This window comes from Ramlibacter sp. GS1-15 (assembly GCF_057785015.1).
Map to the genome: position 1 here is coordinate 3269370 of NZ_JBYNTU010000001.1, position 26681 is coordinate 3296050.

Annotated in this window: 30 protein-coding genes, 1 tRNA gene and 1 pseudogene; 20 read left to right on the forward strand and 12 right to left on the reverse strand. The window is 68.1% G+C overall.

Features of this window, described 5'->3' with window-relative positions:
* The first annotated feature begins 2 nt into the window (after nt 1-2).
* From ispE to AC3EF3_RS16360, 6 genes are all read left to right on the forward strand, one after another.
* Nucleotides 3-863, forward strand: coding sequence for a 4-(cytidine 5'-diphospho)-2-C-methyl-D-erythritol kinase (ispE, locus tag AC3EF3_RS16335; protein WP_488533200.1), 861 nt, complete (start codon nt 3-5; stop codon nt 861-863).
* Between the two features lie 21 nt (nt 864-884).
* A tRNA-Gln gene (locus AC3EF3_RS16340) sits at nt 885-961 on the forward strand.
* A 24-nt stretch (nt 962-985) separates the two neighbouring features.
* Nucleotides 986-1963, forward strand: a complete 978-nt coding sequence (locus tag AC3EF3_RS16345; RefSeq protein WP_488533201.1) for a ribose-phosphate pyrophosphokinase — start codon at nt 986-988, stop codon at nt 1961-1963.
* An 83-nt stretch (nt 1964-2046) separates the two neighbouring features.
* Nucleotides 2047-2751 carry a 50S ribosomal protein L25/general stress protein Ctc gene (locus AC3EF3_RS16350; protein ID WP_488533202.1) on the forward strand — a complete coding sequence of 235 codons (705 nt, stop codon included), beginning with the start codon at nt 2047-2049 and terminating at the stop codon, nt 2749-2751.
* Nucleotides 2752-2830: 79 nt separating this feature from the next.
* Entirely contained in the window at nt 2831-3442 is a 612-nt protein-coding gene (gene pth / locus AC3EF3_RS16355) for an aminoacyl-tRNA hydrolase (protein WP_488533203.1), read from the forward strand.
* Nucleotides 3439-3804, forward strand: coding sequence for a hypothetical protein (locus AC3EF3_RS16360; RefSeq protein WP_488533204.1), 366 nt, complete (start codon nt 3439-3441; stop codon nt 3802-3804). Before pth ends, AC3EF3_RS16360 begins: the two co-directional genes overlap by 4 nt.
* Here AC3EF3_RS16360 and AC3EF3_RS16365 read toward each other — a convergent pair.
* A complete protein-coding gene (locus AC3EF3_RS16365; RefSeq protein ID WP_488533205.1) occupies nt 3801-4058 on the reverse strand; it encodes a YfhL family 4Fe-4S dicluster ferredoxin in 258 nt (85 codons plus the stop codon). The two genes, AC3EF3_RS16360 and AC3EF3_RS16365, sit on opposite strands and share 4 nt — an antisense overlap.
* Before the next feature lie 24 nt (nt 4059-4082).
* Between AC3EF3_RS16365 and AC3EF3_RS16370 the strand changes: the two genes are divergently transcribed.
* From AC3EF3_RS16370 to AC3EF3_RS16410, 9 genes and pseudogenes are all read left to right on the forward strand, one after another.
* A complete protein-coding gene (locus AC3EF3_RS16370) occupies nt 4083-5033 on the forward strand; it encodes an ABC transporter permease (protein WP_488533206.1) in 951 nt (316 codons plus the stop codon).
* On the forward strand, nt 5030-5908 hold the full coding sequence (locus AC3EF3_RS16375; protein ID WP_488533207.1) for an ABC transporter permease: 879 nt from the start codon (nt 5030-5032) through the stop codon (nt 5906-5908). Before AC3EF3_RS16370 ends, AC3EF3_RS16375 begins: the two co-directional genes overlap by 4 nt.
* Before the next feature lie 3 nt (nt 5909-5911).
* Nucleotides 5912-6901 carry an ABC transporter ATP-binding protein gene (locus tag AC3EF3_RS16380; protein ID WP_488533208.1) on the forward strand — a complete coding sequence of 330 codons (990 nt, stop codon included), beginning with the start codon at nt 5912-5914 and terminating at the stop codon, nt 6899-6901.
* Nucleotides 6898-7695 carry an ATP-binding cassette domain-containing protein gene (locus AC3EF3_RS16385; protein WP_488533209.1) on the forward strand — a complete coding sequence of 266 codons (798 nt, stop codon included), beginning with the start codon at nt 6898-6900 and terminating at the stop codon, nt 7693-7695. Before AC3EF3_RS16380 ends, AC3EF3_RS16385 begins: the two co-directional genes overlap by 4 nt.
* 30 nt (nt 7696-7725) lie before the next feature.
* On the forward strand, nt 7726-9213 hold the full coding sequence (locus AC3EF3_RS16390) for an ABC transporter substrate-binding protein (RefSeq protein ID WP_488533210.1): 1488 nt from the start codon (nt 7726-7728) through the stop codon (nt 9211-9213).
* A gap of 5 nt (nt 9214-9218) precedes the next feature.
* Entirely contained in the window at nt 9219-10655 is a 1437-nt protein-coding gene (locus AC3EF3_RS16395) for an amidase (protein WP_488533211.1), read from the forward strand.
* The gene (locus AC3EF3_RS16400) at nt 10645-11832 is read left to right on the forward strand and encodes a tetratricopeptide repeat protein (protein WP_488533212.1); all 1188 of its coding nucleotides are present in this window, start codon (nt 10645-10647) and stop codon (nt 11830-11832) included. The genes AC3EF3_RS16395 and AC3EF3_RS16400 overlap by 11 nt, the downstream gene beginning before the upstream one ends.
* A gap of 101 nt (nt 11833-11933) precedes the next feature.
* Nucleotides 11934-12064, forward strand: a pseudogene (locus AC3EF3_RS16405) (alpha/beta fold hydrolase); the annotation flags it as partial.
* A complete protein-coding gene (locus AC3EF3_RS16410; RefSeq protein WP_488533814.1) occupies nt 12002-12373 on the forward strand; it encodes an alpha/beta fold hydrolase in 372 nt (123 codons plus the stop codon). The pseudogene AC3EF3_RS16405 and the gene AC3EF3_RS16410, both read left to right, overlap by 63 nt.
* Before the next feature lie 6 nt (nt 12374-12379).
* Here AC3EF3_RS16410 and coaD read toward each other — a convergent pair whose 3' ends face one another.
* From coaD to AC3EF3_RS16430, 4 genes are all read right to left on the reverse strand, one after another.
* Nucleotides 12380-12880, reverse strand: coding sequence for a pantetheine-phosphate adenylyltransferase (gene coaD, locus AC3EF3_RS16415; protein WP_488533213.1), 501 nt, complete (start codon nt 12878-12880; stop codon nt 12380-12382).
* A gap of 43 nt (nt 12881-12923) precedes the next feature.
* Nucleotides 12924-13493, reverse strand: coding sequence for a 16S rRNA (guanine(966)-N(2))-methyltransferase RsmD (rsmD, locus tag AC3EF3_RS16420; RefSeq protein WP_488533214.1), 570 nt, complete (start codon nt 13491-13493; stop codon nt 12924-12926).
* 203 nt (nt 13494-13696) lie between these two features.
* Entirely contained in the window at nt 13697-15052 is a 1356-nt protein-coding gene (locus AC3EF3_RS16425; protein ID WP_488533215.1) for a M16 family metallopeptidase, read from the reverse strand.
* An 11-nt stretch (nt 15053-15063) separates the two neighbouring features.
* Nucleotides 15064-16470, reverse strand: a complete 1407-nt coding sequence (locus tag AC3EF3_RS16430) for a M16 family metallopeptidase (RefSeq protein WP_488533216.1) — start codon at nt 16468-16470, stop codon at nt 15064-15066.
* 29 nt (nt 16471-16499) lie between these two features.
* Here AC3EF3_RS16430 and ftsY point away from each other — a divergent pair, with 29 nt between their 5' ends.
* The gene (gene ftsY / locus AC3EF3_RS16435) at nt 16500-17567 is read left to right on the forward strand and encodes a signal recognition particle-docking protein FtsY (protein WP_488533217.1); all 1068 of its coding nucleotides are present in this window, start codon (nt 16500-16502) and stop codon (nt 17565-17567) included.
* A 1-nt stretch (nt 17568) separates the two neighbouring features.
* Here ftsY and phnE read toward each other — a convergent pair whose 3' ends face one another.
* The 5 genes from phnE to senA are packed head-to-tail and all read right to left on the reverse strand — an operon-like array spanning nt 17569 to nt 22139.
* Nucleotides 17569-18402, reverse strand: coding sequence for a phosphonate ABC transporter, permease protein PhnE (phnE, locus tag AC3EF3_RS16440; protein ID WP_488533218.1), 834 nt, complete (start codon nt 18400-18402; stop codon nt 17569-17571).
* A complete protein-coding gene (locus AC3EF3_RS16445; RefSeq protein ID WP_488533219.1) occupies nt 18399-19235 on the reverse strand; it encodes a PhnE/PtxC family ABC transporter permease in 837 nt (278 codons plus the stop codon). Before AC3EF3_RS16445 ends, phnE begins: the two co-directional genes overlap by 4 nt.
* A gap of 2 nt (nt 19236-19237) precedes the next feature.
* Entirely contained in the window at nt 19238-20068 is an 831-nt protein-coding gene (locus AC3EF3_RS16450; RefSeq protein ID WP_488533220.1) for a phosphonate ABC transporter ATP-binding protein, read from the reverse strand.
* Nucleotides 20065-20916, reverse strand: coding sequence for a putative selenate ABC transporter substrate-binding protein (locus AC3EF3_RS16455; protein ID WP_488533221.1), 852 nt, complete (start codon nt 20914-20916; stop codon nt 20065-20067). The genes AC3EF3_RS16450 and AC3EF3_RS16455 overlap by 4 nt, the downstream gene beginning before the upstream one ends.
* Nucleotides 20917-20969: 53 nt before the next feature.
* Nucleotides 20970-22139: a selenoneine synthase SenA gene (gene senA, locus AC3EF3_RS16460; protein ID WP_488533222.1), complete on the reverse strand. Its 1170-nt coding sequence runs from the start codon at nt 22137-22139 to the stop codon at nt 20970-20972.
* Between senA and senB the strand changes: the two genes are divergently transcribed.
* On the forward strand, nt 22127-23122 hold the full coding sequence (gene senB, locus AC3EF3_RS16465; RefSeq protein ID WP_488533223.1) for a selenoneine biosynthesis selenosugar synthase SenB: 996 nt from the start codon (nt 22127-22129) through the stop codon (nt 23120-23122). The two genes, senA and senB, sit on opposite strands and share 13 nt — an antisense overlap.
* Entirely contained in the window at nt 23119-24186 is a 1068-nt protein-coding gene (gene selD / locus AC3EF3_RS16470) for a selenide, water dikinase SelD (protein WP_488533224.1), read from the forward strand. Before senB ends, selD begins: the two co-directional genes overlap by 4 nt.
* Here selD and cutA read toward each other — a convergent pair.
* On the reverse strand, nt 24183-24488 hold the full coding sequence (gene cutA / locus AC3EF3_RS16475; protein ID WP_488533225.1) for a divalent-cation tolerance protein CutA: 306 nt from the start codon (nt 24486-24488) through the stop codon (nt 24183-24185). The two genes, selD and cutA, sit on opposite strands and share 4 nt — an antisense overlap.
* 84 nt (nt 24489-24572) lie before the next feature.
* Between cutA and AC3EF3_RS16480 the strand changes: the two genes are divergently transcribed.
* Nucleotides 24573-25037 (forward strand): Mpo1 family 2-hydroxy fatty acid dioxygenase, encoded by a 465-nt coding sequence (locus AC3EF3_RS16480; RefSeq protein WP_488533226.1) that lies wholly within the window; start codon nt 24573-24575, stop codon nt 25035-25037.
* Between the two features lies 1 nt (nt 25038).
* Here AC3EF3_RS16480 and AC3EF3_RS16485 read toward each other — a convergent pair whose 3' ends face one another.
* A complete protein-coding gene (locus AC3EF3_RS16485) occupies nt 25039-25410 on the reverse strand; it encodes a hypothetical protein (protein ID WP_488533227.1) in 372 nt (123 codons plus the stop codon).
* Between the two features lie 258 nt (nt 25411-25668).
* On the opposite strand from AC3EF3_RS16485, the gene rpoH reads away from it, so the two are divergent.
* The gene (gene rpoH / locus AC3EF3_RS16490) at nt 25669-26604 is read left to right on the forward strand and encodes an RNA polymerase sigma factor RpoH (protein WP_488533228.1); all 936 of its coding nucleotides are present in this window, start codon (nt 25669-25671) and stop codon (nt 26602-26604) included.
* The last annotated feature ends 77 nt before the right edge of the window (nt 26605-26681 follow it).

Here is a 26681-nt window from a genome sequence, read left to right on the forward strand (position 1 = left end):
CGGTGCACGCGCTGTACGACGTCCCCGCCCCGGCAAAGCTGAACCTGTTCCTGCACGTGCTGGGCCGGCGTGAGGACGGCATGCACCTGATCCAGTCGGCCTTCATGCTGGTCGACTGGTGCGACACGCTGCATTTCGAGCTGCACAGTGACGGCACGCTCACCCGCGAGGATCTGGGCACGCCCTTGCCTGCGGACGACCTGGTGCTGCGGGCGGCACGCGCGCTGCAGGCCGCATCCGGCACGAAGCTGGGCGCGCATATCGCGATCGACAAGCGCATCCCGAGCGAAGCCGGCATGGGTGGCGGCTCATCGGACGCGGCGACGACGCTGCTTGCGCTGAACCGCCTCTGGAACCTGCAACTCGATGCACGACAGCTGGCCGCCCTCGGTGTCCAGCTCGGCGCCGACGTGCCCTTCTTCCTCGGCGGAACGAACGCCTGGGTGGAAGGGATCGGGGAGAAACTCGCGCCGCTCGAGCTGCCGCGCGCACGCTTCGCGGTGGTCAAACCGCCCCAGGGACTGGAGACCGCGCGGATCTTCCGCGACGCGGCGCTGAACCGTTCGACGCCCGCTGCTATAATCTCGGGCTTTGCTGCAAACCCGTTCGCATTCGGTACGAATGACTTGCAGCCGGTCGCGCAGGGCCTGTGCCCTGCGGTTGGCGAGGCCCTCCAATGGCTGGGCTCGCAAGGCCTGGAAGGCCGAATGACCGGTTCAGGCAGCGCGGTGTTCGCGTTGCTGTCGCAAGAGGTGCGTCTTGGAAACGCACCGAAGGGCTGGCTCGTGAGGGAATGCAGCAATCTGGAAGTCCATCCGCTGGCAGGATGGGTTTCCCGCGACGATTCATCGGTGGGTGGCTGAACGTCAGCCGTCCTCCTGTGTAGGGGAGTCGCCAAGTTGGTTAAGGCACCGGATTTTGATTCCGGCATTCGAGGGTTCGAGTCCTTCCTCCCCTGCCAAAGATTATGAGTGAGCCGCCCGCAATGCAGGTTCTTCCGCATCCCGATTTCATGGTGTTCACCGGGAACGCCAATCCCGCCCTCGCGCAGGAGATCGCCGGCCACCTGGGCATCCAGCTCGGCGCGGCGACGGTCGGGCGCTTCTCGGATGGCGAAGTGACGGTGGAAGTGAACACGAACGTGCGCGCCCGCGACGTCTTCGTGGTCCAGCCCACCTGCGCGCCGACCAACGAGAACCTGATGGAACTGCTGATCATGGTCGACGCGCTCAAGCGCGCTTCGGCCGAGCGGATCAGCGCCGTCATCCCTTATTTCGGCTACGCCCGCCAGGACCGCCGCCCGCGTTCGTCGCGCGTGCCGATCTCCGCGAAGGTGGTGGCCAACCTGCTGCAGACGGTGGGCGTCTCGCGCGTGCTGACCATGGACCTGCACGCCGACCAGATCCAGGGCTTCTTCGACATCCCCGTCGACAACATCTACGCGTCGCCCGTGCTGCTGTCGGACGTGCGCAGCAAGAAGTACGAGGACCTGATCGTGGTCTCGCCCGACGTGGGCGGCGTCGTGCGCGCCCGCGCGCTGGCCAAGCAGCTGAACACCGACCTCGCGATCATCGACAAGCGCCGTCCGCGCGCCAACGTGAGCGAGGTCATGCACGTGATCGGTGAGATCGACGGCCGCAACTGCGTGATCATGGACGACATGATCGATACCGCCGGCACGCTGGTGAAGGCGGCCGAGGTGCTCAAGGAGCGCGGCGCCAAGCACGTGTACGCGTACTGCACGCACCCGGTCTTCTCGGGCCCGGCGATCGAGCGCCTCGCCAAGGGCACCGCCCTCGACGAGGTGGTGGTGACCAACACCATCCCGCTGTCGGATGTCGCCCGCGGCTGCAGCAAGATTCGCCAGCTGTCCGTGGCGCCCCTGATCGCCGAAACGATCCAGCGTATCGCCAAGGGCGAATCGGTGATGAGTCTGTTCTCGGAACAGGAGAACCTGTTCTGAGGCTTTAGCCGCCTTCCTCCCCGGAAGGCATTGTGAAACGGAAGCCACACTGGTCGCGGTGGGCTTTCCAATTGGAGTGAACCATGAAATTCGTCGCTTTCGAGCGTACCAAGCAGGGAACGGGTGCGAGCCGCCGTCTGCGCAACACGGGCCGTGCGCCCGGCATCGTCTACGGGGGCGAAGGCCAGCCGCAACTGATCGAGCTCGATCACAACGCGCTGTGGTATGCCCTCAAGAAGGAAACCTTCCATTCCACCATCCTGGACATGGAACTGAACGGCAAGGAAGGCAAGGTGCTGCTGCGTGACGTGCAGTACCACCCGTACAAGCCGCAGGTCGTGCACATCGACTTCCAGCGCGTGGACGCCAAGACCAAGCTGCACATGAAGGTGCCGGTGCACTACGTGAAGGCCGAGGAGTCGCAGGCCGTCAAGTTCGAGAGCTGCGTGGTCAACCACGTGATGTCCGAACTGGACATCTCCTGCCTGCCGGCCGACCTGCCGGAATTCATCGAGGTGGACCTGTCGGGCCTGAAGAAGGGCATGTCGCTGCACCTGAACGACATCACCCTGCCCAAGGGCGTCACCGCCGTCACGCGTGGCAAGCCGAACCCGGTGCTGGTGTCGGTGGTGGTGACCGGCGGCGAAGAGCCGGCCGAAGCTGCCGCGGGTGCCGATACGGCTGCCGCCGCCGCGCCCGCCGCGGGTGAAGGCAAGGCCGCCGCCGCTCCCGCCAAGGGTGAAGGCAAGGCCGCCGCCCCGGCCGCTGCCGACAAGAAGAAGAAGTAATTCCCTCACAGGAAACCGGTGCACGGCCCACTTCGGTGGGCCGTTTGCATTGGGAAAGCCCCCCGGATAATCGCCACCCATGATCAAGCTCTTCGTCGGCCTCGGCAATCCCGGCCCGGAATACGAAGCCACCCGGCACAACGCGGGCTTCTGGTGGGTCGATGCGCTGGCCCAGGACCTGAAGGTGCCGCTCGTCAATGACCGGGGCTACCACGGCCTGGTCGCACGGGCCAATGTGCATGGCCACACCGTCTGGCTGCTCGAGCCGCAGACGTTCATGAACCTCTCGGGCCGATCGGTGGCCGCGCTCGCGCGCTTCTACAAGATCAAGCCGGAGGAAATCCTTGTCGTGCACGACGAGCTGGACATCGTCCCCGGTCAGGCGAAGCTCAAGTTGGGCGGCGGCCACGCGGGCCACAACGGCCTGCGCGACATCCACGCCCAACTGGGCACCGGCGACTACTGGCGCCTGCGCATCGGCATCGGCCATCCCGGCGTGAAGGCCGAAGTCGTGAACTGGGTGCTCAAGAAGCCCGCACCGGAACAGCGCACGGCCATGGAGGAATGCATCGCCCGCACGCTGAAGGCCGTGCCCGCGCTCATCGCGGGCGAGATGGAGAAGGCAACGCTGCTCATACACACGAGCAAACCGCCGCGACCGAAGCCACCGAAACCGGAGGGAACCCCATGAAGCGACAGCTTCTCATCGCATGGTTCGCGTGCACGGCCACTGCGGCCGGCGCGCAGACGATCTATCGCTGCGGCAGCACGTATAGCGAGCAACCCTGTCCGGGCGCGACCACGGTGGAGGCCCAGCGCGCACCGACCCCGGCCGAAGCCGCCGCCTCGCGCAAGCAAACCGAGCGCCAGGCCAGGGCCGCCGACGCGATGGAGAAGGCTCGCCAGCAGGAAGAAGCGAAGCCCGTGGCCGCCTACATTCCCAAGGACAAGGCAGAACCCGCGCCCAAGCCGCACCAGCCGGAAGTGTTCACCGCCAAGGCGCCGGTCGAGAAAAAGAAGAAGCCGGCGAAGAAAAAGAAGAGCGCCGCCTAGCCCTCGGATTTCGCCGTCAGCCGCTGGTACTTCTGCCAGAGCGTCTCGCGGCTTTCCGTGAATTCCGGGTTGATCGGGATGCAGTCGACCGGGCACACCTGGACGCACTGGGGTTCGTCGAAGTGGCCGACGCATTCGGTGCACTTGTGCGGATCGATCTGGTAGATCTCGGGCCCGAGGAAGATCGCCTGGTTGGGGCACTCCGGCTCGCACACGTCGCAGTTGATGCACTCGTCGGTGATCATCAATGCCATAGTTCTGGCATTATCCCCGGCTTCATGAGCGTCTTCCTGGTCAAGCGCCTGATCACCCTGATTGCGACGCTGGTTGGCGCTTCGGTCGTGGTGTTCCTGGTGCTGGAGGTGCTCCCGGGCAACGCCGCCCAGGTGCTGCTGGGGCCCGACGCCTCGGCCGAAGCCGTGCAGGCGCTGGCCACCAAGCTCGGCCTCGACCAGCCCGCCATCGAGCGCTACTGGCATTGGGTCACGGGCATGCTGCACGGCGACCTGGGCCTGAGCTATGCGTACAGCACGCCGGTCTCCGAGCTGGTGTGGGAGCGCCTCACGCTCACCGTGCCGCTGGCCATGATGGCGATGGCGCTCACGTCGGCCATCGCCCTGTCGGCCGGCATCTACGCCGCCGCGCGGCATGGCAAATTGGGCGACGTCGGCGTGATGGGCCTGTCGCAGATCGGCATTGCCATCCCGAACTTCTGGTTCGCGATCCTCCTGATCCTGCTGTTCTCGGTGCACCTGAAATGGTTCGCCGCCGGCGGCTTTCCGGGCTGGGACGAAGGCATCCTCGGCGGCGTCAAGGCGCTCATGCTGCCGGCGCTCGCGCTCGCCGTGGTGCAGTCGGCCATCCTCGCACGCATCACGCGTTCCGCCGTGCTCGAGGTCTCGCGCGAGGACTTCGTGCGCACCGCGCGGGCCAAGGGTGCGTCGCGCCTGCGCACGCTATGGGGTCACGTGCTGCGCAACGCGATGATCCCCGTGATCACCGTCATGGGCCTGCAGTTCGCCGAGCTGCTGGCGGGCACCATCGTGGTCGAGAGCGTTTTCTACCTGCCGGGCCTGGGGCGCCTGATCTTCCAGTCGATCTCGAACCGCGACCTGATCGTCGTGCGCAACTCCGTGATGCTGCTCGCGGCGATGGTGGTGATCGTGAACTTCGTCGTGGACGTGCTGTACGCCGCGATCGATCCCCGGATCAAGGCCAGCGACATATGAGCGCAGCGTTACCCGTCGCCACGCCCCCGCTCGCGCACGGCCCCGGTTTCTGGCGCCGCGCGTTCGCCAGCCGCAGTTTCGCGATCGGCGCGCTGCTGAGCACGCTGCTGGTCATCGCCGCCGCGGCCTCGTTCGTGTGGACGCCCCACTCGCCCTACGAGATCGACATGGCGGCCAGATTCCTGCCGGCCGGCCGCTCACACTGGTTCGGCACCGACGCGTACGGGCGCGACGTCGCCTCGCTGCTGCTCGTCGGCTCGCGCGCCTCCATTGCCGTCGGCGTGATCGCCGTCGGCATCGGGCTCGTGATCGGCACGGCGTTCGGCCTGCTCGCGTCCGCCCGGCGCGGCTGGTGGGAAGAAGTCATCATGCGCATCGCCGATTTCGGCTTCGCATTTCCCGCGATCCTGTCGGCCATCATGCTCACGGCCGTGTTCGGCCCGGGCATGGTCAACGCCATCGTCGCCATCGGCATCTACAACATCCCGACCTTCGCCCGCATCACGCGCGCATCCGCGAACGCCGTGTGGTCGCGCGAGTTCGTGATGGCGGCGCGCGCCTGCGGCAAGGGTCCGTTCGCGATCACCACGGAGCACGTGCTGCCGAACATCGCTTCGGTGCTGATCGTGCAGGCCACCATCCGCTTCGCCATCGCGATCCTCGCGGAGGCCGCGCTGTCGTACCTGGGCCTGGGCACGCAGCCGCCGCAGCCCTCGTGGGGGCGCATGCTGTCGGAAGCGCAGACGCTGATGTTCCAGGCGCCGATGCTCGCGGTGTACCCGGGCGTGGCCATCGCGCTCGCGGTGCTGGGCCTGAACCTGCTGGGCGACGGCCTGAACGACATCTTCGATCCGCGGCTGGCGCGCAAGAGATAAGGGATGGCGCTGCTCGAAGTCGACAAGCTCTCGGTGATGCTGCAGACGCAGCGCGGGCCCGCCTATGCGGTGCGCGACGTGAGCTTTTCGCTCGAGCGCGGCGAGACGCTGGGCATCGTCGGCGAATCGGGTTGCGGCAAGTCGATGACGGTGATGGCCGTCATGGGCCTGTTGCCCGAGAACGCCAAGGTGACGGGCAGCATCCGCTTCGAGGGCGAGGAGCTCACGACCAAGAGCGACAGCGAGCTCGGCGCGATCCGGGGCGACCGCATCGGCATGATCTTCCAGGAGCCGATGACGGCGCTCAACCCGGTGCACACAGTGGGCCGGCAGGTCGCCGAGCCGCTGCGCCTGCATCGCGGCCTCCCGGCCTCCGAGGCGCGCAAGAAGGCGATCGAACTGCTGGACCGGGTCGGCATCCCCGATGCCGCGCGCCGCATCGATTCGTACCCGCACCAGTTCTCGGGCGGGCAGCGCCAGCGCGTGACGATCGCGATGGCGCTCGCCTGCGAGCCGCAGCTGCTGATCGCCGACGAGCCCACCACGGCGCTGGACGTCACGGTCCAGAAGCAGATCCTCGAGCTGATCCGCGATCTCGTCGCCGAGCGCGGCATGGGGCTGATGCTGATCTCGCACGACCTCGGCGTGATCGCGCAGAACGCCGCGCGCATGCTGGTGATGTACGGCGGCAGCGTGGTGGAAGACGGGCCGACGCGCTCGGTGTTCGCCAACCGCATGCATCCCTACACGCTGGGCCTGTTCGCCGCGCGGCCGAACCTGCGCACGGCCAAGGCGCATCGGCTCGCGACGATTCCCGGCACCGTGCCCGAACTCGTGGACCTGCCGCCCGGCTGCCCGTTCGCGGGACGCTGCGCCTTCACGATCCCCGAGTGCCATGTCACGGTGCCGCCGCCATTTGAAGTGGAGCCGCGGCACCATGCCCGCTGCATCCGGCTGGACGCCGTCGCAGCTTCCAGGAAAGCCGCCGCATGAGCGTGCCGCTGCTGCAGGTCGAGCATCTCGTGCGCGAGTACACACTACCGCGCGAGAAGCTCACCGCGCCGCCCGCCAAGGTGCACGCACTGAATGGCGTCAGCTTCACGATCGAGGCGGGACGCAGCCTCGGCATCGTGGGCGAGTCGGGCTCGGGCAAGTCCACGCTGGCGCGGCTCGTGATGGCGCTGGACCAGCCCACGGCCGGCTGCGTGAAGCTGCTCGGGCGCGACCTCCATGCGCTGCCGCGTGAGGAATTGCGAGCCGCGCGGCGCGATTTCCAGATGGTGTTCCAGGACCCGTACGGCTCGCTCGATCCCCGCCAGACCATCGGGCGGATCGTCGCCGAGCCGCTGGCCGCGCAAGGGGCCTCGCGCGACGAGCAGCACGAGCGCGCGGCGCAGGTGATCTCCGCCGTCGGCCTGCGCGCCAACGACCTGGGCAAATACCCGCACGAGTTCTCCGGCGGCCAGCGCCAGCGCATCGCGATCGCGCGCGCCCTGATCACGCGGCCGCGGCTGATCGTCGCGGACGAGCCGGTGAGCGCACTCGACGTCTCGGTGCAGGCGCAGGTCCTCAACCTGATGCAGGACCTGCGGGCCGAATTCGGCATCACCTACATGCTGATCAGCCATGACCTCGCGGTCGTCCAGCACCTGTGCGAAGACGTCGCCGTGCTGCGCGAAGGCGTTGTCGTCGAACAGGGCCCACCCGAGCAGCTGTTCCGGGAAGCGAAGCACCCTTACACCCGCACCTTGCTCGACGCCGTCCCCGAGGCTGAGCCGCCGGAATAAGATGGCGCCGCATCCACCACGGAGAAAAACATGATCAAACGCCGAACCCTGATCCAGTCCGCCGCCGTCGCCAGCCTGCCGCTTGCACTGCCCGCCTTGGCGCAAAGGAGCAAGGATTCGATCGTGATGGCCATGGCGCTGGAGCCGCCGGGGCTGGACCCCACGGCCGGTGCCGCCTCCGCGATCGCGGAGATCGTGCACTACAACATCCTGGAGACGCTGACCAAGATCAACCAGGACGGCAAGGTGACGCCGCTGCTCGCCGAAAGCTGGGAGGTCTCGCCCGATCTCAAGACCTACACCTTCAAGTTGCGCCGTGGTGTGAAGTTCCAGAACGGCGAGCCGTTCAACGCGCAGGCGGTGAAGTTCTCGTTCGACCGCGCCGGCGGCGAGAAGAGCACGAACAAGGACAAGCGCACCTTCGCGAACCTCACGACGCAGGTGGTGGACGATCACACCGTCGTGCTGCTGAACAAGGAGATCGATCCCGACCTGCCCTTCCTGCTCGGGCAGGCCACGGCCGTGATCGTCGAGCCCAAGAGTGCCGACACCAACGCGACGAAGCCGGTGGGCACCGGCCCGTACCGGCTGGAGACGTGGAGCAAGGGATCGTCCGCCGTGCTCGTGAAGTGGGAGGGCTTTCGCAATCCCTCGCAGGCGAAGCTGCGCAAGGTGACGTTCCGCTTCATCTCCGATCCGGCCGCGCAGGCGGCCGCCGTGCTGTCGGGCGACGTCGATGCCTTCCCGCGCATCGCCACGCGCGTGGTCGCGCAGTTCAAGGGCAACCCGCAGTTCCAGGTGATCCTCGGCGGCTCGCGCGCGAAGACCATCATGTCGATCAACAACAAGCACAAGCCGCTGGACGACGTGCGCGTGCGCCGCGCGATCCTGGCCGCGGTGGACCGCAAGGGCTTCATCGAGGCGGCGGCCGACGGCTTCGGCACGCCCATCGGCAGCCACTACGTGCCCGGCGCGGAAGGCTTCGTCGATACGACCGGCGTCAACCCCTACGACCCCGAGAAGGCGAAGAAGCTGCTCGCGGAAGCCGGCGTGAAGACGCCGCTGGAACTCACGATGACGCTGCCGCCCCCGCCGTATGCGCGCCAGGGCGGCGAGTTCATCGTCGCGCAGCTCGCCAAAATCGGCATCACGGTGAAGGTGCAGAACGTCGAGTGGGCGCAATGGCTCGCGAACACCTATGGCAACGGCCACAACTACGACCTGACGATCGTGTCGCACGTCGAGCCCTTCGACCTGGGCAACTACGCCAAGCCGGACTACTACTGGGGCTACAGCAACCCGAAGTTCAACCAGCTGTACGACAAGGTCAAGACCACCGCGAACCCGGCGGAGCGCGCCAAGCTGCTCGGCGAGATCCAGCGGCTGCTGGCCGCCGACGCGGCGAACTGCTTCCTGTACCAGCCGCAGTTCCCCACCGTCGCGCGCAAGGAAGTGAAGGGCCTGTGGAAGGACATGCCGATCTTCTGCAACGACCTCGCGGCCATCTCCTGGGCGTGAGCGTAATGCCCCGGAAGTACCCTCGTGCGCTGCACGAGCTGAGCGCGCCGGCGCTCTTCGAAGCCTTCCACCGGCGCGAGCTGTCGCCGGTGGAAGTCACGCAATCGGTGCTCGGCCACATCGAGCGCTGGGAACATCACATCCACGCGCTGTACTTGTTGCGCCCCGAGCTCGCGCTCGAGCAGGCGCGCGCGAGCGAAGCGCGCTGGATGCGGGGCGAACCGCTCGGCCCCCTCGACGGCGTGCCGGTCACGATCAAGGAGAACATCGCGACCAAGGGCGACCCGGTGCCGCTCGGCACCGCGGCGACCGAGCTCGCGCCGGCCGCCGCCGATGCCCCGCCGGCCGCGCGCGTGCGCGAGTCGGGCGGCGTGATCATTGCGAAGACCACGATGCCCGACTACGGCATGCTGTCGTCGGGCTTGTCGAGCTTCCACGCGCTCGCACGCAACCCCTGGGACTTGCGCACGACGCCCGGCGGATCGAGTGCCGGCGCGGGATCGGCCGTGGCGGCCGGCTACGGCCCGCTGCACATCGGCACCGACATCGGGGGTTCATTGCGTCTGCCCGCGGGCTGGTGCGGCATCTTCACGCTCAAGCCCAGCCTCGGCCGCATTCCGATCGATCCGCCTTACATGGGACGCGCCGCCGGTCCGATGACGCGCAGCGTCGCCGATGCGGCGTGGTTCATGCAGGTGCTGGCGCGACCCGACGCGCGCGACAGCATGAGCCTGCCCGACCACGAGATCGCGTGGGGCGCCTTCGACCAGGGCGCCGGGAAGCTGAAAGGCCTGCGCGTCGGCCTGCTGCTCGAGGCGGGTTGCGGCCTGGCGGTGGAGCCCGAAATCCGCAGCGCCGTCGAACAAGCGGCGCGCCTGATGGAGCGTGCGGGTGCGACCGTCATCGCGATGAAACCCTTCATGACGCAGGCGATGCTCGACGGCATGGACTGGTTCTGGCGCATGCGCTCGCACGTGGACATGAAGGCGCTGCCGCCCGAGCGCAAGGCGCGCGTGCTGCCCTACATCCGCGAATGGGCGGACAGCGCGGCGGGGATGAGCGGCGAGGCGGTGTTCAAGGCCGTCAGCCAGTTCCACGCCACGCGCGTGCAGGCCGTCGCGGCCTGCAATGCATTCGATTACGTGATCTCGCCCACCTCGCCGGTGCCGGCCTTTCCGGCCGAACTGCCCTCGCCCACCAACGACCCGATGCGGCCTCTGGAGCACATCGGCTTCACCGTGCCTTTCAACATGTCGGAGCAGCCGGCGGCGTCGATCAACTGCGGCTACACGAAGCAGGGATTGCCGATCGGCCTGCAGATCGCGGGACGACGCTTCGACGACCTCGGCGTGCTGCAGGTCGCGCGCGCGTTCGAGGTCATTCGCGGCGAGCAACGGGCTTGGCCGCAACCGCCATCGCAGGCGGCGGAGCATGTGGACTGACATCCTCGGCAACGCGGTGACGCTCGCGGAAGGGCGCAGCCTCGCCGCGGTCGACGATTTCGTGGAAGGCTTCATCGCCAGCGAGGCGCGTGCGGTCAACGTGGTCGCCGCAGCGGACAGTGACCCCAGCCCCATCGTGCAAGCCTTCGCCGCGGCCGTGCACATGTTCGCCGAATCGCGCGAGGCGCCGGCCCATGCGCATCCGTTCCTCAAGCGTGCGCAGGCCGCCGCGCATCAGGCGACGACACGCGAGCAGCGCTTCATCGCGGCGATCGACGCCTGGGTCCGCGGCGACATCCCGCGTGCGATCGCGCTGCACGAGGAGCAGGCGAAGGAGTTCCCGCGCGACCTCGCATCGCTCAAGCTCGGGCAGTACCACCTGTTCAACGTCGGCGACCTGCCGGGCATGCTGCGCATCGCGCTGCACGCACGAAAGGCTGCCTCGGACGTGCCTTTCTTCCACGGCATGCTGGCCTTCGGCTATGAGCAGTGCCACGAGCTCGAACGGGCCGAGGCTTGCGCCCGGCGTGCGATCGCCATGCGCCGCAGGGAGCCGTGGGCGCATCACGCGCTCGCGCACGTGATGCTCACGCAGCACCGCATCGCCGAAGGCCGCGAATTCATGGAAAGCGTGAGCGATACCTGGACCGGCCTGAACTCCTTCATGGTGACGCACAACTGGTGGCACCAGGCGTTGTTCGCGCTCGAGCAGCGTGACCAGGACGAGGTGCTGCGCCTGTACGACACGCAGGTGTGGGGCGTGGCCAAGGACTACAGCCAGGACCAGGTCAACGCGGTCTCGCTGCTCGCACGGCTGGAGCTGGCGGGCGTGGCCGTCGGCGAGCGCTGGCAGGATGTGGCCGACCACCTCGCCACGCGCACGCAGGACCAGGTGCTGCCCTTCCTCGACGTGCAATACCTCTACGGGCTGGCGCGTGCGGGCCGAGCCGAAGCCGACCTGCTGATGCGCAACATCGAACGCCGGCCGGGCGATGTCTGGCAGGAGATCGCGGCGCCGCTAGCGCGTGGCCTGCTCGCCCATGCGCGCGGCGATCACGCGCATGCCGCCGGGCAGCTCGGACGCGCCCTGCCCCGCCTCGTCGAGATCGGCGGCAGCCATGCGCAGCGCGACCTCTTCACGCGCATGCACCGCGACGCGCTCGCGCGCAGCCGATGACGAGGGTCGTCCTGATCCCGGGGCTCGCCGGCGACGCCGTGATGTGGCGCGCGCAACTCGAGGGCCTGCGTGAATGGAAGCCCTCGGTCACGGACGTCCACATGCGCCGCTACACGATTGCCGACATGGCGGCGGCGCTGCTCGCGGAGCACGACGGCCCGCTCGTGCTGTGCGGCGCATCGATGGGCGGGATGATCGCGATGGAGGCGGCGCGCCAGGCGCCGCAACGCGTCGCCGCTCTCGCGCTGCTCGGCACGACGGCGCGGCCCGAGAGCGAGGACATGCGCGAGATCCGCGAAAACGCGATCCGTCCGTGCGGCCCGATGCGCGCCGGCACCTGCCGCAGCTGGCCTGTCCGGTGCTCGTGATGCACGGCGAGGACGATGCGCTCGTTCCGTTCGAGCACGCGAGCGAAGTGGCGGCGCTCGTGCCGCATGCGCAACTCGTGTCCGTGGCGCGCTGCGGCCACATGCTCACGATGGAGCAGCCGGCTCTGGTCAACGAAACGCTGGCGCGCTGGCTGGACGCGACCGGTCCCTGACCCCGATCAAGTCCCGCCCAGGCTGCGCACCTTCTCCATCAACCGCTGCTGCACCATCGGCGAGACGAACTTGTCGACCTCGCCGCCGAGCACGGCGATCTCGCGCACGAAGGTGCTGCTGATGAACTGGTACTTGTCGCTGGGCGTGAGGAACACGGTCTCGACCTCGGGCATCAGGCTGCGGTTCATGCCCGCCAGCTGGAACTCGTAGTCGAAGTCGGTCACCGCGCGCAGGCCGCGCACCATTGCCTTGGCGCCGCGCGCGACCACGAAGTCGCGCAGCAGGCCCGAGAAGCTTTCGACCTGGATCTGCGGGAAAGGCTTGACCACCTCGCGCGCCATGTCGATGCGCTCGGCCAGCGTGAACATCGCCTTCTTGTGGTGGCCGGCCGCGACGGCGACGATCACCCGTTCGAACAATTGCGATGCGCGGCGGATGACGTCCTCGTGGCCCAGCGTCATCGGGTCAAAGGTGCCGGGGTAGACGGCGATCACTGGCTGGCCCATGGCCTTCTCCTCAACGCGCGGCGTACCGCTATGTTGCGCCGCATTATGCAGTGGGGCGTAACAGGTGCGCGTGGACGGCGCCAGCCTTCAGGTGTCGCAGCGCGGCCAAGCCCAGCGGTTCCAGCTGCGTGCTGGTCCATTCGGCGGGCGCTTCGAGGTAGATCACGCCTTCCGGTGCAAGTGCCGGGACGGCCGCGCGCAAGGCCTTGTCCCACAGGTCGGCATCGAAGGGCGGATCGAGAAACACCGCGTCGAAGCAGCCGGGGACCGAAGCAAGTACCGACAATCCGTTCGCGCGTCGCACCTCGACGGCCCCGGCCTGGAGCCGCGTCTTGGTCGCCCGCAGCAGGTCGACCAGCTCCGGATCCTGTTCGACCAGCAGCACCCGGTCCGCACCGCGCGACGCGGCCTCGAAGCCGAGCGCGCCCGTCCCCGCGAAGGCGTCGATGCAACGCCAGCCGGTGAGGTCGGGGCCCAGCCAGTTGAAAAGCGTCTCCCGCACGCGGTCGGGTGTGGGCCTCAAGCCCGGCTTGTCGCGCACGGGCAGCTTGCTGCGTTTCCATTGGCCGCCGATGATGCGCACCTCGCGCGGCGGCGCCGTGTTCCTTGCCATCGCGGCACTGTAAGCGATCGCCCAATGAGAAGCCGGGCCGCCCTTGCGGGACGGCCCGGCTCTTCTGGTTCTTGGTTTGGGACCTCCAGCACCCTTTGCGAATGCCGATCGTGTGACAGCGATGGAGGCATTCTGGCGGGACCGGCAGGCCCTGTGTGGCCGACCCCTGTCAACTTTGACAGGGGTCTAGGTAAAACTACGGATCAGCGCACGTTCGGTGCGCCGACGATCACGGTCACCATCCGGTCCGGATGGAGCTTGCGGGCGAAGGCGGCCTTCACGTCTGCCGCCGTCACGGCCTGCACATGCGCCGTCCAGGTGTCCAGGTAATCGAGCGGCAGGTTGTTCCAGGCGATGTTCGCCACGTTGTCCAGCAATTTGCGGTTGCTGTCGATCAGCAGCGGGAAGCCGCCGATCAGGAAGCCTTTCGCCGCCCTGAGCTCGGCCTCGGTGGGCCCGTCGGTCACGAAGCGAGCCACCACGTCGCGCGCGACCTTCAGTGCCTGCTCCGCCTGGTCCGGCCGCGTCTGCAGGCTCACCGTGAACGCGCCGGCGTGCAGGCCGGGCGAGAAACTGCTGTTCGCCGAGTACGACAAGCCGCGTTTCTCGCGCACCTCGATCGGCAGGCGCGACACCAGCGCGCTGCCGCCGAGGACGTAGTTGCCCACCAGCATCGCGAAGTAATCCGGGTCGCTGCGCTTGTACCCGGGCTGGCCCATCAGCACGTGGGCTTGGGCGGATACGAAGGGGATCTCCTTCACCGCAGGGGCAGACAGCGGCGCGACTTCGGGCACGGCCGGCAGCGCCTCGCATTTGCCGGCCACGGCCGCGGGCAGCCGCGACAGCAGCTGCGTCGCGATCTCGTCCGCCTGCTGGCGCGTGACCGCGCCGACGATGCTCACCTTCGCGCGGCACGGCTCCAGGAAGCGATAGTGCTGCCGCATGTCGGCCACCTCGATGCGCGCGAGCGACTCCTCCGTCATCTCGTGGCCGTAGGGATGCGTGCCGTACACCGCTGCGGCGTAGGCCTTGCCCGCGATGGTGCCCGGCCGCGTGTTGGCCTCGCGCACCGCGGCCTGCAGGCGCTGGCGCTCCCGGCGCCACACGTCCTCGGGAAACGACGGTTCGCCCAGTTCGCGCGCGGCGAGCGCCACCGCTTTCGGCAGGACGTCGGGATACGTCAGTGTGCGCAGCGTGAAGCTCAGGCGATCCGAACTGGCGCCTTCGCCCAGGTCCGCACCCAGGTCGGCCCAGGCTTCGCCGAGCTGGTTTTCGTCCAGTGCCGGCTCGCTGCCATGCGCCGCCACGCCCTTGGACGTCATGCCCGCCGTAACCGAAGCCAGGCCCGCCTTGTCGGCCGGCTCGCGGCGCCCCCCCGCGTCGAAATCGACCCGCACATCGATCATCGGCAGCGACGGACTCTCGACGAAATAGATGTTCGCGCCGCTGGGCTGGGTCCAGTGCTGGATCGGGATCGCGGCGAAAGCGCGCGCCGCGAACAGTGCAAGCGCGAAAAAGACAAGGAGTGTGCGACGAAAGAAATTCGTGTTGTTGTTCATGCCGTTCTTCCTCAGTCGCGCACGCCCGCTGGACGCTGCCGGGGTTTCGCGTTCGGGTCGATCGGCTGCGGACGCAGGATGCCCACCGTCAGCCGGTCGTCGCCGAAGTACTTGGCGGCGACGGCCTGCACCTGGGCGGCCGTCACGCCGCGCAGGCGCTCGATCAGGCGCTCCTGTGCGTCGAGCGGCATGCCCATCACCCACTGGCTGCCCAGCTCCTGCGCCTGGTTCATGATCGAATCGAGCCGGTACACCTGATTCGCGACCCATTGCGTCTTCACGCGGTTCAGCTCCGCTTCGGTCACGCCGCCCTGCGCGACCTTCGCGACCTCCGCGCGCAAGGCCGCCTCGACCTGTTCGGCCGTCTTGCCCTTGGCGGGCACGCCGTCGAGCGTGAAGACCTGCGGCCCGCGCCCCCACAGCCCGTTGCCGGAGCCGGCGCTGTCCGCGACGCGGTCGGGCCCTTGCGTCAGTGCACGATCGAGCCGCGCGCCGGCGTAGCCGTCGAGCACCGCCGACAGCACCGTCAGTGCAAGCGCATCGTCGTTGTCCGGCGTCGCCTCGAACGACGTGAGCTGCGGCACCTTGAAGGCGAGCGCCACGTACGCCTGGTCCGCCGGCGCCTTCAGTTCGACGCGCCGCACGCCGGCCTGCTCGGGCTCGGCGCGCGGCTTGCGCACCGGCACCGCGCGCGCCGGGATGCTGCCGTAGTACTTCTGCGCGAGCCGCTTCACCTGCGCCGGATCGACGTCGCCCCCCACGACGAGCACGGCGTTCGCGGGGACGTACCACCGCCGGAAGAAGTCGCGCGCGTCCTGCGGCTGCATCGCATCCAGGTCGTTCATCCAGCCGATCACGGGCCAGTGATACGACGAGGCCTGCCAGGTTGCCGCATTGATCGACTCCCACAGCCGTGCGCGCGGCTGGTCGTCGGTGCGCCAGCGCCGCTCCTCCTTCACCACTTCCAGTTCGTGCTTGAACTCGTCGTCGGGCCACTGCATGTTCGCGAAGCGGTCCGACTCGAGCTTCATCACCTCCTCGAGCCTGTTCGCGGGGATCTGCTGGAAGTAGCCCGTGGCGTCGTGCTGCGTGAACGCGTTCTCGCGGCCGCCGATCTGCGCCACGCGCCGCGAGAATTCGCCGGGCTTGAGCGCCTTCGTGCCCTTGAACATCATGTGCTCGAGGATGTGCGCGAGGCCCGTCCAGCCGTCGACCTCGTCCATCGAACCCACGCGCACCCACACCATCTGCACCGCCGTCGGTGCACGGTGGTCGGGCTTGACGATCACGGTGAAGCCGTTATCCAGCTTGAACTGCTCGGCGCGGGGCGCGGCAGCCGTCTGGGCGATGGAGGAGGAAAAAGGGACGAACGCAGCGAAGGTGAGTGCGGCTGCGAGCCGCTGCAGGTGCTGTTTCATAGAATCGTGTGATTCTAAGAAGCGCCGCAATGTTCAGTTTCTTCCGAAAAAAGCCTGCCGCGACCCCGGCGCCCGCGGCCACGCCCAGCCCATCCATCCCGGCGCCAGCATCCCCGCCAGCATCCGCTTCCGGCGGCCTCATTGGCACGGCGGTCGTCCAGGCGATCGAGATTCCGGTCGCGCAAGTGGTCGCCCCCGAGCGCAAGAGTTGGCTCGATCGGCTCAGCGCGGGCCTGCGCAAGACCGGCTCGGCGATTTCCGAGGTCTTCACCGGCGCGCAGATCGACGACCAGTTCTACGAGGAGCTGGAAACGGCCCTGCTGATGGCGGACACCGGCGTGAAGGCGACGCAGCACCTGATCGAGGACGTGAAGCGCCGCGTCGCGCAAAGCGGCGCGTCGCGGCCGGTGCAGGCGAAGAACATCCTGATCGATTCGCTCACGCAACTGCTCAAGCCCCTCGAGAAGGAACTCGTCATCGGCGAGCACGAGCCCACGGTGATCATGGTCGCGGGCGTCAACGGCGCCGGCAAGACGACGTCGATCGGCAAACTGACGAAGCATCTCGCCGATTCGGGCGAATCGGTGCTGTTGGCCGCCGCGGACACCTTCCGCGCCGCGGCGCGGGAACAGCTCGCGATCTGGGCCGACCGCAACACGGTGGAGATCGTCAGCCAGCAAGGGGGCGATCCGGCCGCCGTGAGCTTCGATGCCGTCACGGCCGGCCGCGCGCGGGGCAAGGACGTGGTGCTCGTCGACACCGCAGGACGCCTGCCGACGCAACTGCATTTGATGGAGGAGCTGCGCAAGATCAAGCGGGTCGTGCAGAAGGCCGAACCCAGCGCGCCGCACGAGGTGCTGCTGGTGATCGACGGCAACACGGGCCAGAACGCGCTGGCGCAGGTCAAGTCCTTCGACGATGCGCTGGGCCTCACGGGCCTGATCGTCACCAAGCTCGATGGCACAGCCAAGGGCGGCGTGCTGGCCGCGATCGCGCAGGAAAAGCCGGTGCCCGTCTACTTCATCGGCGTGGGCGAGAAGCTCGAGGATCTCGAAACCTTCAATGCGCGCGAATTCGCGCTGGCCCTGCTCGCCTGATTCAGCGCGTCAGCGCCCGGCGCGCGAGATAGCTGCCCGCGTCCACCAGCAGCACGAGCGCGGTCATCGCGATCAGGATCGAGCTGGTCTCGCCCATCTGGAACAGCCCCAGGTGGAACGCCAGCATCTGCCCGAGCCCGCCCGCGCCCACGACGCCGAGCACGGCGGCGGCGCGGATGTTGTTCTCCCAGCGGTACAGCGTATAGCTCACGAGCTGCGGCAGGATGAGCGGCAGGCTCGCATAGAGGAAGACGCGCGTTTCGCCCACGCCGCGCACGCGCAACGCGAAGCCCGGCCCCTCGGGGGCGTTTTCGATCGCCTCGGCGAAAAGCCGCCCGAGGACGCCCGTCGTGTGGATCGCCAGTGCGAGCGTGCCCGCGAAGGGTCCCAGCCCGGCGGCGATCAGCAGCAGCGCGGCCCACATCAGTTCCGGCACGCTGCGCAACGCGTTAAGGAACAGCCGCGCGGGTGCGCGCCCGTATGCCGGATCGCCCGGCCAGGTCTTGCTGGCCGGCAGCGCCAGCAGCAGCCCGAAGCAGGCCGCGAGCAAGGTGCCGACCACCGACATCGCCAGCGTCTCGAGCGTGGCCGGCCCGAGCTTGGCGAGGAAGCGCGCATCCGTCGCCGGTACGGCGAGTTCCATGATGAAACGGCCCATGCGCGCGACCGCATCCCGCGAGAAGAACTTCGCCCACTGCAGCTCGAGCGAGGCGAAGCTGGCGATCACCAGCACGACGAGCGCGACGACGAACCAGCAGGCCTTGCAGCGCGCGTCGAAGATCGGCGGTGGCAGGCGGTACACCTCGTTGGCGGCGCTGGTCTTCGCATCGATCATGCGAGGGCCTTCCGCAGCCAGGCGCTCAGCCGGTCCGTGCCCGCGACCAGCAGGATGAAGACGAGCAGCATCGTGCTCACTTCCGAGCCGTTGAACATCTTCATCGACGCGTCCATCTGCTGCCCGAGCCCCCCGGCACCGACGAAGCCGAGCACGGCCGACGAGCGGATCGCGCATTCCCAGCGATAGACCGTGTAGCTCGTGAGCTCCGCGGCGTTCTGCGGCAGCAGGCCGTAGAAGAAGGCCTGCAGGCGGCCCGTGCCGTTGCGCAGCAGCGAAGCCGTCGCGTGCGGGTCCCCGCTTTCGAGGATCTCGCCATACACCTTGCCCAGCATCCCGCCATAGGTGAGCGCGATGGCGAGAACGCCCGCCGTCGCCCCGAGGCCGACCACGCGAACGAAGATGAGTGCCCAGATCAGCTCCGGCACGCTGCGCAGCATCACCAGCACCCAACGCACGACGAAACGCGCCGCCGCGGGCAGCGTGGCCATGCGACCGGTCAGGCCGGACACGGACAGCGATCGAACCGACAGCAGCGTGAGCGGCCAGGCGATCACCAGGCCCAGCGCCAGGCCCGCCGTGGCGATCGCGACCGTTCGCCAGGTCTCGCGCAGCACCATCGCGAGGAACGGCAGGTCGAGGCGCGGCGGCACGAAGTCCGCGAGGAAGCGCAGCGTGGGTTTGAGGCTCGCGGGCTCGAACAGCTGCCAGGGCTTGAATTCGGTCCACACCAGCATCGGCCACAGCACGACAACTGCGGCAAGCAACGCGAACACGCGACCGCTCCACGCGGGGTCGCGAGCTTCAGGCGTGAGGACAAGGGTCGCGCCCATGGTCAGCGACAGTGCATGGCGGGGCGGGCGGGCGCACGCGCCGGGGCCTCCTCGATCACCGCGGTGCCCTGCAGTTCCTCGAGCTTGCGCTCATACAGCGCATTCAGGCGCTGCGGCGTGACCTGCGCGGCCGGCAGGTCGAACATCACCGCGCCGTCGCGCAGGCCCACGATCCGCGGGAACGTGCGCAAGGCCATCGGCACGTCGTGGAGCGTGGCGACCAGCGTCGCGCCGGATTCGTTCGCCGCCTGCGTGAGCGACTGCATCGCCTGCTCGGCCCGCGTGGGGTCGAGGGCGGAAAGCGGCTCATCCACCAGCAGCAGCCGCGCCTGCGCCATCACCGCCCGCGCTAGACCCACGCGCTGGCGCTCGCCACCGGACAACCGGTCGACCCGTGCAAACAGCTTGTCGGAGAGATCGAAACGCGCGAGCGCCGCATCGGCCTGCGCGATGCCCACCGGATAGAACAGGCTGCGCAGGCTTTGCCACAGCCCCATGTGCGGCAGGCGGCCGGCCAGAACCGCGGTGACGACGCGCTGGCGCGGCGGCAAGGGCGGCACCTGCGCGGCCAGGAACAGCTCGGCACGCAGGCGCTGCAGGCGGCTGCGCGGCAGATCCCAAGGATTCACACCATCGAGCAGCACGCGGCCTCGCGCCGGCTGGAGTGCGCAAGCGACCAGGTGCAACAGCGTGGTCTTGCCCGCGCCGGACGGCCCGATCACCGCGACCTGCTCGCCGGCGGCGATCTGCAGGTCGACGGACTTCAGCGCGTCGGGCGCGCTGCTGCGCGCGGCCAGATGGCGGGCACCGGCCCGCTCGATCGTGATCTTCACTTGAGCAGGCCGGCGTTACCCGCCGCGGCTTCGATGCCCTTGTAATTCTCGGCACGCGTCGGCACGAACTTCGTCGCCCGCTGCAATTCGAGGATCTCCTTGCCTTGCGGCGTGGAGGCATCGAGGTCGAGGAAGGCTTTCGCGATCTTCTCGCGCAGCGCCACGGGCATGTCGGCGTGTACCGTCCAGTTGTAGTCGTAATAGGGCGGCGTCGTGTAGAACACGCGCACCTTGGCCGGGTCGACTTTCCTGTCGGCGACGAGCTTTTCCCACACGGAGATGTTCACGGCGCCAGCATCGACCTTGCCGGAGGCGACGGCGGCCACGGTCGCGTCATGCGCGCCCGAATAGGCGACGCGCTTGAAATCGCGGTCGGGGTCGATGCCCGCGCCGAGCAGGAAGCTGCGCGGCATGAGGTGGCCCGAGGTGCTGGACTGCGAACCGAAGCTGAAGTTGTGGCCCTTCAGGTCGGCCAGGGACTTGATCTGCGGGTCGGCCGTGATGAAGACCGAGCGGAACTTCGTGTCTTCCTCGCGCTGCACCAGCGGAATCGCCTTGCCGCCCGAGCGCTGCTGCGCCTGCACGAAGGTGAAGCCGCCGAACCAGGCGAGGTCCACCTGCTTGTTGGCCAGTGCCTCGACCGATGCGGCGTAGTCGCTCACCGGCGTGTATTCCACTTTCATGCCCAGCCGTTGCTCGAGGTACTTCATGAGCGGCGCGGCCTTGCGCGCGAGCTCGGTCGGCGACTCGTCGGGAATCGCCGTCACGCGCAGCACCTGCTGAGCCTGCACCGCGAATGCGGCGACCAGCATCAGCATGGCCGCGACCGCCCGGATACCTCTTTTCATGGGAACTCTCCTGATTGGCAAGCCTGGAATTAGACCCGAAGCACCGCGGCTCTTCAGGCGCAGCTGCGAAAGCCCGCAAAGATGTCGTTGCGCTGCGGCTCGAAGAAGTTGCGATAGCGCGGGTGGGCCAGCGTGGCCGAAGTTGCCGGGCACCCCCCGCGCAGCACCCGGCGCGTGCCGAACCATGGTGCCGAGTAGTCACGGTAGGGATGAGGCTGGAAGCCCGGATAGGGCAGGAACGGCGAAGCGGTCCATTCCCAGGCGTGGCCCCATGAAAAGCCCGGGTGCGTGAGGGCGGCGCACTCCCATTCGAATTCGGTGGGCAAGCGACGTCCCGCCCACCGGCACCAGGCCTCGGCCTCGAACGCAGTGAGGTGCACCGCCGGTCCCTCGGCGCCGGTGCGGGCCGGAACGCCGTTCGCCTTCAGCCAGGCCCAGCCCGGGTCGCCCCAGTACTGGCGCGATGCGTAGCCGCCTGCCCGGATGAACTCGTCGAAGCGCGCCCACGACACCGGCTCGGCATCGATCTCGAACGCATCGAGTTCCACCATGAGCGGCTGCAGTTCGTTGTCGAACGCGAAGCCCGCCCCGGACCAGCCGGCCTCGAACCGCTGCGGCGCAATCTTCAGCGCCGCACCGCCCCCCGAAAGCCGCGGCGCCGCACGCAATACCGACGCGGGCACCGGGATGCCGAGGCTCTCGGCCATGTACACCGAAGCCTCCGCGTGCATCTCCTCGTGCAGCGTGACGAGGCGAAAGAAATAGAGATCGTCCTCGCTGGCAGTGGCCGGCAAGGCGTCGAGCAGCGCCAATGTTTCGTCCAAGGTCGCCGCAAGCCACTGCCGGGTGGTTTGTTCGTCGGGCAAGGCGAGTTCCCAGCGCCGCGTGTGCGCAACGCGGCTCGAGTCGTACATGGCGTCGGCTTCGGGCATGCGCGAAGCTGGACGCGGATGGTCGGGATCGCAGGCCGCGCCGCGCGAGCGCTGCGCATTGCGCGCGATCCACCACTCCTGGAACCAGGCCACATGGCCCCACTCCCACAACGGCGGATTGAGCGTGGTGCGGTAGGGCACGCGAAAGCCCTGCGGGCGGAGTGCCCCGGCGTACGCATCGGCCAGCTGCAGCGTGCGCTGCCGCGCCGAGAGCAATGCCGCGCGCAGCTCTTCCCGCCCGCCGGTGCGGAAAAGCTGCGCCGCGCTATAACCCTGCCATGTCGCGTCCATCGGTCGTCATCGTAAGCCCGGCGCTGGCCGGCGCCAACAACGGCAATTGGCAGACCGCGCGCCGCTGGGCCTCGTTCCTGACAGATTGCTGCGCGCGCGTGCGCATCGTGAAGGACTGGCCGGATGCCGGCGCGGATGATGATGAGCTCATGATCGCCTTGCACGCGCGCCGCTCGGCGCCGGCGATCGAGGCCTGGGCCCGCACGCGCGGGTCTTCGCAGCTCGCCGTCGTCCTGACCGGCACGGACCTCTACCGCGACATCCGCACGGACGCGCAGGCGCAGCATTCACTCGAGGCGGCCGCCCGGCTCGTCGTGCTGCAGGAACTGGGCATCGAGGAGCTGCCCGAGCAGCATCGCAGCAAGGCGCGGGTGATCTACCAGTCGGTGCCCACGCGCAAGGAAGTGGCCAAGACGCCCAGCCGCCTGCGTGCCGTCATGGTCGGCCACATGCGCGACGTGAAGAGCCCGCAGACGCTGTTCGATGCGGCACGGTTGCTGCGCGCGAGGGACGACATCGAGATCCGCCATATCGGGCGCGCCGAGGAGGACATGTGGGCCCAGCGCGCCCGGCAGACCGCCGCCGCCTGCCCCAATTACCGCTGGCTCGGGCCCTTGTCCCACGAAGAAGCCCGGCGCGCGATCCAGCGCGCGCACGTGCTGGTGCACACGAGTGCCATGGAGGGCGGTGCCCACGTCATCATGGAAGCCGTGTGCAGCGGCACACCGGTGGTCGCTTCGCGCGTCGCCGGCAACGTGGGCATGCTGGGCACGGGGTACGAAGGCTATTTCGAACATGGCGACGCGGCCGGCCTGGCGCGCCTGCTCGGGACCTGCCGCGACACGCAAGCCACCGATGACCCTGCGCACTTCGGGCTCGCGCGGCTGCGCGCACAATGCGCGCTGCGTGCACCGCTGTTCGCGCCTGAAGCCGAGATCCGGGCGGTACAGCAACTGGTCCAGGAACTTCAGGAGTCGAGATGAACGCGCCGCTTTCCACCATCGCCGCCGAGCCGCGGCTCACGTCCCTCTCCCACGGCGGCGGCTGCGGCTGCAAGATCGCGCCCGGCGTCCTGTCCGAGATCCTCAAGGGCACGGCGCGCATGCCGATCCCCAAGGAGCTGCTGGTGGGCATCGAGACCGCCGACGACGCGGCCGTCTACCAGCTCAACGAAGAGCAGGCATTGATCGCGACCACCGATTTCTTCATGCCGATCGTCGACGATGCGTACGACTTCGGCCGCATCGCCGCAACGAACGCGATCTCCGACGTGTATGCGATGGGCGGCAAGCCCATCATGGCGCTGGCCCTGGTCGGCATGCCGATCAGCGTCCTGTCGACGCAGACCATCGGCCGCATCCTCGAAGGCGGCGAATCGGTGTGCCGGGACGCGGGCATCCCGATCGCGGGCGGCCACACCATCGATTCGGTCGAGCCGATCTACGGCCTGGTCGCGCTGGGCCTCGTGCATCCGAAGCGCGTCAAGCGCAACGCCGATGCGCGGGCCGGCGACGTGCTGGTGCTCGGGAAACCGCTCGGCGTGGGCATCCTGTCGGCCGCGTTGAAGAAGGAACAGCTCGCGCCCGAAGGCTACCGGCGCATGATCGAAACGACCACCAAGCTCAATACGCCCGGCCCCGAACTGGCGGCGCTGGACGGCGTGCATGCGCTCACCGACGTGACGGGCTTCGGGCTCGCGGGCCATGCGCTCGAACTCGCGCGCGGCGCGAATCTCGACGTGGTGATCGACTGGGCCAAGGTGCCGGTCCTGGAAGGCGTGCGCCAGCTCGCGGCCGACGGCTCGATCACCGGTGCATCCGGACGCAACTGGGCGGGCTACGGCAGCGCGATCCAGCTGCCGCAAGGCTTCGCGCCGGTCGAGCAGGCGCTGCTCACCGACCCGCAGACCAGCGGCGGCCTGCTCGTGTCGTGCACGCGCGCGGAAGCCGATCGCGTGCTCGGCATCTTCCGCGCCCATGGGTTCGCGCAAGCGGCGGTGGTCGGCGAGTGCGTGGCCAGCGCGACGCCGCGCGTGGTCGTGCGCTAACCGCCTTCGACCACTTCCGACCGCACCCAGTCCGCGTAGGCTGCGCTCGCCTGCTGCGTTTCGGCCAGGAACTGCGGCAGCTCGTACGGATGCAGTTCGCGCAGGCACGCCTGCAGCGCGTCGCGCAATCGCGGCAGCGTCTTGATCGACAGCCGCACCTCCGGGTCTTCGCACAGCCGCGCTTCCCAGCGGTAGAAGGAAGCGGCGATCGGTTCGAGCTGCACGCAGGCGGCCAATCGCCGCCCGACGATCTCGCGCGCCAGGCGGCGGGCATCGTCCAGCGAACCGACAGTGGTCGTCACGGTCAAAATGCCGGTATCGTTAGGGTCTGGCATGGCGCGCTCCTCGAACGAGTTGCCATCCATTCTTCCAAAAGGAGACCAGCCATGAGCACGACGAGCGACGCCGGCGCCGCGCCCACGAGGCGGCCTGTGGACCAGCTGCTGGACCATTACGGCGAGAGTCACCGCCATCCGCGCAACGGGGCGATCCACTGCGTGGCGATCCCGCTGATCATGGTGAGCCTGGTCGGGCTCATGTATGCGCTGCACCCGTGGGTGGCATACGCGTTCCTCGCCGCGAGCATGGTGTATTACGCGCGCATCGGCTCCTGGGTGTTCTTCGGGACGATGGCACTGGTGTCGGTCGCGGCGATCGTGATCGTGCAATCCCTGGGCGGCGCGTTGCTGCCTGTCTCGACCGCCATATTCGTCGCCGCGTGGATCGCGCAGTTCGTCGGCCACCGGATCGAAGGCAAGAAGCCTTCGTTCTTCGAGGACCTTCAGTACCTGTGGGTCGGGCCGCTGTTCGTGCTTGCCAAGCTGTTCGGCAAGCTCGGCATCCGCTGGTAGCTCAGGCGTCCGGCTGGCGCGCCGTCTCCGCCGGTAGGCCCAACAGCGTCTTCGGCGCGCCCTCGGTGGCGCTGGTCGCCTGGAACCAGAGCCCGGCGAAATGCGTGTGCTCGAGGATCACGGAGGCGTCGACCACCTTGCGGATGCGCGCATCGATCACCGGCATGTTCTGCAGCAGCACCGGCGTGACCACGGCGTCCCACTTGAGGACCCGCACGTAGCCGGCGAAGGACGTCAGGCCGCAAGGCCCGACGCCGGCACGCCTGACGCCCACCTCGACCGTATCGGCGGGAACCAACATGCGCCGCAGCGAGTCGACAATGATCCGGAGGTAGTAATTCTCGAGGTCGACGTTCGTGAGTTCGGAGGACACGGCTGAATGCGGCTCAGGCGCGTGCGTTGGCTCTTCCTTCCTCGCGAAGACCCGGTTGATGATTGTTTTCATCCCTCTCCTGCCCTGTTACTTCCGGTTGCGCGATCCTAGCGGAAGGGCGGTGAAATGCCGGGCATCGGCCTCAGGTCAAGGCTCCGGGATTACCCTTAGTTTTCGTGCGGTCGTCTTGAACTTCCTCCTTAGCACTCTATCCAAGGGAGTGCTAATATGATCCCGAACATGAAAGGAGTCTGTGGAATGTCCAACTCTCTGGCAGCCCCCGGCGGCACGGCTCTGGCGATGGCCAGCCCGTGGTCGGTGGTTCCGTCTCTGGGCAACCTGGACGCGTACATCTCGGCGGTGAACCGCCTGCCCATGCTCACGCAAGAGGAGGAGCAGGAATACGCCCGCCAGTTCCGGCAGAACAATGACCTCGAGGCGGCAGGAAAGCTCGTGCTTTCGCACCTGCGCCTGGTGGTCGCGGTCTCGCGCAAGTACCTGGGCTACGGGCTGGCGCATGGCGACCTGATCCAGGAAGGCAACATCGGCCTGATGAAGGCGGTGAAGCGGTTCGATCCGGATCAGGGCGTTCGCCTGGTCAGCTACGCGCTGCACTGGATCAGGGCAGAGATCCACGAGTACATCCTGAAGAACTGGCGCATGGTGAAGGTGGCCACCACCAAGGCCCAGCGCAAGCTGTTCTTCAACCTGCGCTCGATGAAGCAGGGCTTCAAGGACGAAGCCGATGCCCAGACGCACCGCGAGACGCTGACCGACGCGCAGATCGACGTGATGGCCCGGGAGCTGAACGTCAAGCGCGAGGAAGTGATCGAGATGGAAGCGCGCATGGCGGGCGGCGACGTGCTGCTCGACCCGGCGCCCAGCGACGACGGCGAGGAGGCCTTCGGCCCGATCGCCTACCTGGCCGACCAGTCGCACGAGCCGACGGCCATGATCGAGTCCCAGCAGCGCAACGTGATGGCCACCGACGGCATCGCGACGGCGCTCGAGCAGCTCGATGCACGCAGCCGGCGCATCGTCGAGGAGCGCTGGCTGAAGGTGAACGACGACGGCTCGGGCGGCATGACGCTGCATGAACTGGCCGCCGAATACGGCGTCAGCGCCGAACGCATCCGCCAGATCGAGGCGGCCGCGATGAAGAAGATGAAGAAGGCGCTGGCCGAATACGCGTAAGGCATCTCGCCTGCCCCAGGAAGCCCGGCCGAGCGCCGGGCTTTGTCTTTGTGGCCGAGCCCGGCGGTTGCTGCAAC